The organism is Streptomyces olivochromogenes, assembly GCF_021538895.1.
GTDB lineage: Bacteria > Actinomycetota > Actinomycetes > Streptomycetales > Streptomycetaceae > Streptomyces > Streptomyces olivochromogenes_A.
In genome coordinates this window covers 25,307-31,306 of sequence record NZ_JADDRL010000110.1, presented here as the reverse complement: position 1 = coordinate 31,306, position 6,000 = coordinate 25,307, and the positions used below count along the sequence as shown (strand labels likewise).

Sequence of the window (6,000 nt, the reverse complement as noted above, 5' to 3'; positions counted from 1 at the left end):
CCGCCTCGGCCGCCTCACCGGCCGCGCCCGGATCGAGCACACGGACGCGGCCGGCCTCGCCGGGCGCCTCCCGGCGGCCGACGTCCTGCTGGTGTGGGACTTCACCTCGCACGCGGTGCGCGAGGCCTGGCCGGGCGGGGGCCCGCGCCCGCGCTGGGTGCACACCGCGAGCGCGGGCGTCGACCACCTGATGTGTCCGGAACTCGCCGCGTCCGACACGGTGGTGACCAACGCGCGCGGCGTCTTCGACCGGCCCATCGCCGAGTACGTGGCCGCGCTGGTCCTCGCGTTCGCCAAGGACCTGCCCCGGACGCTGGACCTGCAACGGGAGCGGACCTGGCGGCACCGCGAGTCCCGGCGGCTGGCCGGCACGCGCGCGTGCGTGGTGGGCTCCGGGCCCATCGGCCGGACGATCGCCCGCACGCTCAAGGCCCTCGACGTCACCACCGCCGTCGTCGGCCGCGTGCCGCGCACCGGCATCCACGGCCCCGGGGACCTGGACCGGCTGATCGCCCGGGCGGACTGGGTGATCGCGGCGGCGCCGCTGACCGAGGCCACGCACGGCTTGTTCGACGCCCGCCGCTTCGGGGTGATGCAGCCCTCGGCGTACTTCATCAACGTCGGGCGCGGGCAGTTGGTCGTCGAGGACGCGCTCGCCCACGCACTGACCCGGCGGTGGATCGCGGGCGCGGCCCTGGACGTGTTCACCGACGAACCCCTCACTCCCGACAGCCCGTTGTGGCGCCTGCCCGGTCTGGTCGTCTCCCCGCACATGAGCGGGGACACGGTCGGCTGGCGCGACGAACTCGGAGCCCAGTTCGTCGAGTTGTACGAGCGCTGGGCGGTGGGCAGACCCCTGGTGAACGTGGTCGACAAGCAGCGCGGATACGTGCCCGGTCACTGACCCCCGGGAGGGTGCATGGAGCTCACCGACCTGACCGCCGTCCAACTCCTCGACGGTTACCGCAAGGGCGAGTTCGGTCCCGTGGAAGCGACCCGGGCGACGCTGGAGCGGGCCGCCCGGATCCAGCCGGAGGTGAACGCGTTCGTGCGGCTCACCGAGCGGGACGCGCTCGCGCGGGCGCGGGAGTCCGAGGAGCGGTGGCGGCGCGGTGAGCCGGCCGGACTGCTGGACGGCGTGCCGGTGACGGTGAAGGACATCCTGCTGCTGCGCGGCCATCCGACCCTGCGCGGCTCGAAGACCGTTGATCCGAACGGCCGTTGGGACGAGGACGCGCCGTCCGTCGCCCGGCTGCGCGAGCACGGCGCCGTGTTCCTCGGCAAGACGACGACACCGGAGTTCGGCTGGAAGGGCGTCACGGACTCGCCCCTGTCCGGCATCACCCGCAACCCGCACGACCCCTCCCGCACGGCGGGCGGCTCCAGCGGGGGCGGCGCGGCCGCCGTGGCGCTGGGCGCGGGCCCGCTGTCACTGGGCACGGACGGCGGCGGCAGTGTGCGCATCCCGGCGGCGTTCTGCGGGATCTTCGGGCTGAAGCCGACGTACGGCAGGGTGCCGCTGTATCCGCCGAGCGCGTTCGGCACGCTGTCGCACGTGGGCCCGATGACCCGCAACGCGGCGGACGCGGCGCTGCTGCTCGACGTCATCGGCGTGCCCGACTCCCGTGACTGGTCGGCGCTGGGCCCGGCGCCCGGCTCGTTCGTGGCGGCGCTGGGCGCGGGGGTGCGGGGGCTGCGGGTGGCGTACTCGCCGTCGCTGGGCGGGCAGGTGGCGGTGCGTCCGGCGGTCGCGGCGGCGGTGCGGCGGGCGGTGGAGGGCCTGGCGGGGCTCGGCGCGTACGTCGAGGAGACCGACCCGGACCTCACCGACCCGGTGGAGGCGTTCCACACCCTGTGGTTCGGCGGGGCGGCCCGGCTCACCCAGCGGTTCACGCCGCACCAGCGGGAACTGCTCGATCCCGGGCTGCGCGAGATCTGCGCGCAGGGGGCCCGGTACAGCGCGCTGGACTATCTGGCCGCGGTGGACGTGCGCATGGGCCTCGGGCGGCGCATGGGGATCTTCCACGACACGTACGACCTGCTGGTGACGCCGACCCTGCCGATCACGGCGTTCGAGGCGGGCGCCGAGGTGCCCCGGGGCTCGGGGCACCGACGCTGGACCGGCTGGACGCCGTTCACCTATCCCTTCAACCTCACCCAGCAGCCCGCCGCGACGGTGCCCGTGGGCGCCGACGAGGACGGTCTGCCCGTCGGCCTGCAACTCGTGGCGGCACGGCACCGGGACGACCTGGTGCTGCGCGCCGCCCACGCGCTGTACGAGGCGGGGCTCACGCCCGCCGGAAGCTGAGCGTCTCCCCCGCCGCGCCGGTGCGCCACAGGTCGTTGCAGGCCTCGGCCATCCGGTCGAGGCCGTCGACGACCTGGCCCCAGACGATCCCGGGCACCCAGCCCACGTCCCCGTTGAGCAGCAGGTTGTTGCGCTCGTAGAACAGGGCGAGGTCGACGAGGGTGGTCTCGGGGCGGACCTCGCGGTCGTAGCCGTAGGCCTTGGTGCCCAGTTCGGTGCCGGCGAAGGAGAAGTAGCAGAGGTCGCCGGGGATCGGGGTGACGGTCGGGTTTTCCAGTGGGGGTTCCGTGGAGGCGAAGGGCGGGAAGAGGGCGTAGATCTCGTTGCGCGCGTACTTGGCGTGGAAGACGTCGCCCGCGAGCGGCAGGGCCTCCCACACCGCCGTGCAGGTCAGGGGCGCGCGGTCGTCCAACAGTCGTGCCGTGCAGTGGATGTCCCGCCGTTCCAGCGAGACGGTGACGAATCGATCGGCCATGAAACCCAGGGTGCATACGACGGGACCGCCTGGGTAGCCGCGCCGCCATGGCTCCACCACTTGGGAACGGACTGCACACGATCCGGTCGGAACACAGACACAGCCGGCGCTCGGTGCTCGCGGGTGTCGCGGCACTGGGTGCGGTGGGCGCGCTGGGTGCCTCCGGCTGTACGCGCGTGGCCGCGGCGTCGGGCGAGGACGGCGGCGACCTGCTCGACCGACTGCGCGCACAGGGTGTCGTACGGCTCGGGATCGCCGGTGAGATCCCCTTCGGGTACATCGACACGGACGGGCATCTCACCGGTGAGGCGCCCGAACTGGCGAAGGTGGTGTTCAAGCGGCTCGGGGTGGACCGGGTGCAGCCGGTGCCGACCGAGTTCGGCTCGCTGATCCCCGGTCTGAACTCACAGCAGTTCGACGTCGTGGCCGCCGGGATGTACGTGAATCCCGACCGCTGCGAGCAGGTGATATTCGCCGATCCCGACTACCAGATGCTCGACTCCTTCATCGTGCGCAAGGGCAATCCGAAGGGCCTGCACACCTACCAGGACGTCGTGGCGAAGAAGGCGAAGTTCGCCACCGGGACCGGATACGCCGAGATCCAGTACGCGGTCGGGGCGGGCTACAAGGAGAGCGACATCCTGATCGTGCCGGACCAGGTCGCGGGGCTGAACGCGGTGGAGGCCGGGCGCGCCGACGTGTTCGCCGGTACGGCCCTGACCACCCGTGAGGTGGTGAAGAAGTCCGCCAAGGCCGAGGCCACCCGGCCCTTCGCTCCGATCGTCGACGGCGCGCCGCACGTGGACGGCGGCGCGTTCGCGTTCCGGTCGACCGAGACGAAGCTGCGGGACGCCTTCAACTCCGAGCTGCGCAAGCTCAAGAAGAGCGGGGAGCTGTTCCGCGTCCTGCGGCCGTTCGGCTTCACGAAGGCCGAGATGACCGACCTCACCGCGAAGGAGCTGTGCGGCGGATGACTCAGGGCCTGTGGGAACTCGTACTGAAAGGCGTCTGGACCACCCTCCAGCTGCTGGTGTTCAGCGCGCTGCTGGCGACGGCGGTGTCCTTCGTCGTGGGGATCGCGCGCACCCACCGGCGCTGGATCGTCCGTTTCCTCGCCGGCTTCTACACCGAGGTGTTCCGCGGCACCTCGGCGCTGGTGATGATCTTCTGGGTGTTCTTCGTGCTGCCGGTGGCCTTCGGCTGGCAGCTGGTGCCGATGTGGGCGGGCACGCTGGCGCTCGGGCTGACGTACGGCGCGTACGGCGCGGAGATCGTGCGCGGCGCGCTGAACGCGGTCGACCCGGCGCAGCAGGAGGGCGGCATCGCCCTCAGCTTCACGCCCTGGCAGCGGCTGCGGCTGGTCCTGCTGCCGCAGGCGGTGCCGGAGATGATCCCGTCCTTCTGCAATCTGCTGATCGAGCTGCTCAAGGGCACCGCGCTGGTGTCCATCACGGGCATGGGCGATCTGACCTTCACCGCCAACCTGGTGCGGCTGGCGTTGCAGCAGAGCGCGGAGATCTACACCTACGTCCTGCTGATCTACTTCGTGATCGCCTTCGCGCTCACACGGCTGATGCGCTCGCTGGAGAAGCGGCTGAAGACAGGGGTCGGCAAGGAGGCCGGCACGGAATCGGCGGCGCGTGAGCTGAAGCGGGCGCGGACGACCGGAGTCGGGGGGCGGGTCGCATGAAGTGGGACTGGAGTGCCGTACGCGAGTTCATGCCGCACTTCTGGGACGGGCTGCTGGTCACCCTGCAGGCCCTGGCCCTGGGGTCGCTGCTCTCCTTCGGGCTGGGCCTGGTGTGGGCGCTGCTGATGCGGACGCCGAGCCGGCTGGTGCGCTGGCCGGTCGGGGTGGTCACGGAGTTCGTGCGCAACACCCCGCTGCTGGTGCAGCTGTTCTTCCTGTTCTACGTGCTGCCCGAGTGGGGTCTGACCTTCTCGGCGCTGGCCACCGGTGTGTTCGCGATCGGGCTGCACTACTCGACGTACACGATGCAGGTCTACCGGGCCGGTATCGAGGCGGTGCCCGTCGGCCAGTGGGAGGCCGCCACGGCGCTGAACCTGCCGTGGCGGCGGACCTGGACCGCGGTGATCCTGCCGCAGGCGATCCGCCGGGTGATCCCCGCCCTCGGCAACTACGTGATCGCGATGCTCAAGGACACGCCGATGCTGATGGTGATCACCGTGCTGGAGATGCTCGGGCAGGCGCGGCTGTTCTCGCAGCAGCGCTTCCAGTTCACCGAGCCCCTCACCGTGATCGGCGTGGCCTTCATCCTCATTTCCTATCTGGCCTCCCTTCTTCTGCGAGCCTTGGAGCGACGCCTTGTCCGCTGACACCCCTGTGACGAAACAGACCGACGCGCTCGCCGGCCCGCCCGCGGCCGACGGCGAGCTGATCCGCCTGGCGGGCGTCACCAAGCGCTTCGGGACCAACACCGTGCTGGACCGGCTGGACTTCTCCGTCGAGTCCGGCAAGCACGTGACGCTGATCGGCCCCTCCGGCTCCGGCAAGACCACGATCCTGCGGCTGCTGATGACTCTCACCACGCCGGACGAGGGCACGATCACCGTCGACGGGCAGCCGCTGTTCCCGGCGCCGGACAAGCAGGTCCGGGAGGTTCGCAGGAAGATCGGGATGGTGTTCCAGCAGTTCAACCTGTTCCCGAACATGACCGTGCTGCGGAACATCACCGAGGCGCCCGTCACCGTCCTCGGCCTCTCCCGGGACGAGGCCGAGGCGCGCGCCCGCGAGCTGCTCGACCTGGTGGGGCTCGCCGACAAGCGCGACATGCGCCCGACGCAGCTGTCCGGCGGCCAGCAGCAGCGGGTGGCGATCGCCCGGGCGCTGGCGATGCGGCCCCGGGTGCTGCTGCTGGACGAGGTGACCTCCGCGCTCGACCCCGAGCTGGTCGCGGGCGTCCTCGACCTGCTCCGGGACATCGCCCGCAGCACCGACATCACCATGCTCTGCGTGACCCACGAGATGAATTTCGCCCGGGACATCTCCGACCAGGTGCTGATGTTCGACTCGGGACGGATCATCGAGTCGGGCACGCCGGAGAAGATCTTCAGCGATCCGGAGCAGGAGCGGACCCGGGAATTTCTCAGCGCCGTGCTGTGACTACGGGGTGTGAACGCACCAACACGGGAGGTCCCCGCGTCGGGTCATGACTCGGACATATGCCGGAGTGTCCGAGCCGCAGCCGGGAGGGCC

At 71.2% G+C, this 6,000-nt stretch carries 7 protein-coding genes; 6 read left to right on the top strand and 1 reads right to left on the bottom strand.

Annotation, left to right across the window (positions count from 1 at the left end; genetic code table 11):
* Both IPZ69_RS37105 and IPZ69_RS37100 read left to right on the top strand, forming a co-directional pair.
* The coding region (locus tag IPZ69_RS37105) for a D-2-hydroxyacid dehydrogenase (protein WP_235459112.1) at positions 1-904 on the top strand (904 nt) is incomplete at its 5' end.
* Between the two features lie 15 nt (positions 905-919).
* Positions 920-2,308, top strand: coding sequence for an amidase (locus IPZ69_RS37100; protein ID WP_235459111.1), 1,389 nt, complete (start codon positions 920-922; stop codon positions 2,306-2,308).
* On the opposite strand, the gene IPZ69_RS37095 is transcribed toward IPZ69_RS37100, so the two are convergent.
* On the bottom strand, positions 2,289-2,783 hold the full coding sequence (locus tag IPZ69_RS37095) for a DUF3830 family protein (RefSeq protein WP_235459110.1): 495 nt from the start codon (positions 2,781-2,783) through the stop codon (positions 2,289-2,291). The genes IPZ69_RS37100 and IPZ69_RS37095 overlap by 20 nt on opposite strands.
* Before the next feature lie 47 nt (positions 2,784-2,830).
* On the opposite strand from IPZ69_RS37095, the gene ehuB reads away from it, so the two are divergent.
* The 4 genes from ehuB to ehuA are packed head-to-tail and all read left to right on the top strand — an operon-like array spanning position 2,831 to position 5,907.
* Positions 2,831-3,757, top strand: coding sequence for an ectoine/hydroxyectoine ABC transporter substrate-binding protein EhuB (ehuB, locus tag IPZ69_RS37090; protein ID WP_235459109.1), 927 nt, complete (start codon positions 2,831-2,833; stop codon positions 3,755-3,757).
* The gene (ehuC, locus tag IPZ69_RS37085; RefSeq protein WP_235459108.1) at positions 3,754-4,473 is read left to right on the top strand and encodes an ectoine/hydroxyectoine ABC transporter permease subunit EhuC; all 720 of its coding nucleotides are present in this window, start codon (positions 3,754-3,756) and stop codon (positions 4,471-4,473) included. Before ehuB ends, ehuC begins: the two co-directional genes overlap by 4 nt.
* Positions 4,470-5,120 carry an ectoine/hydroxyectoine ABC transporter permease subunit EhuD gene (ehuD, locus tag IPZ69_RS37080; protein WP_235459107.1) on the top strand — a complete coding sequence of 217 codons (651 nt, stop codon included), beginning with the start codon at positions 4,470-4,472 and terminating at the stop codon, positions 5,118-5,120. The genes ehuC and ehuD overlap by 4 nt, the downstream gene beginning before the upstream one ends.
* 7 nt (positions 5,121-5,127) lie before the next feature.
* Positions 5,128-5,907: an ectoine/hydroxyectoine ABC transporter ATP-binding protein EhuA gene (ehuA, locus tag IPZ69_RS37075; RefSeq protein ID WP_235459106.1), complete on the top strand. Its 780-nt coding sequence runs from the start codon at positions 5,128-5,130 to the stop codon at positions 5,905-5,907.
* Positions 5,908-6,000 lie beyond the last annotated feature (93 nt).

What these genes read in the sequence shown, in the direction of transcription:
- ehuB (WP_235459109.1), top strand. Translation starts at nt 2,831, where the DNA reads ATGGCTCCACCACTTGGGAACGGACTGCACACGATCCGGTCGGAACAC.
- IPZ69_RS37100 (WP_235459111.1), top strand. Translation starts at nt 920, where the DNA reads ATGGAGCTCACCGACCTGACCGCCGTCCAACTCCTCGACGGTTACCGC.
- ehuC (WP_235459108.1), top strand. Translation starts at nt 3,754, where the DNA reads ATGACTCAGGGCCTGTGGGAACTCGTACTGAAAGGCGTCTGGACCACC.
- ehuD (WP_235459107.1), top strand. Translation starts at nt 4,470, where the DNA reads ATGAAGTGGGACTGGAGTGCCGTACGCGAGTTCATGCCGCACTTCTGG.
- IPZ69_RS37095 (WP_235459110.1), bottom strand. Translation starts at nt 2,783, where the DNA reads ATGGCCGATCGATTCGTCACCGTCTCGCTGGAACGGCGGGACATCCAC.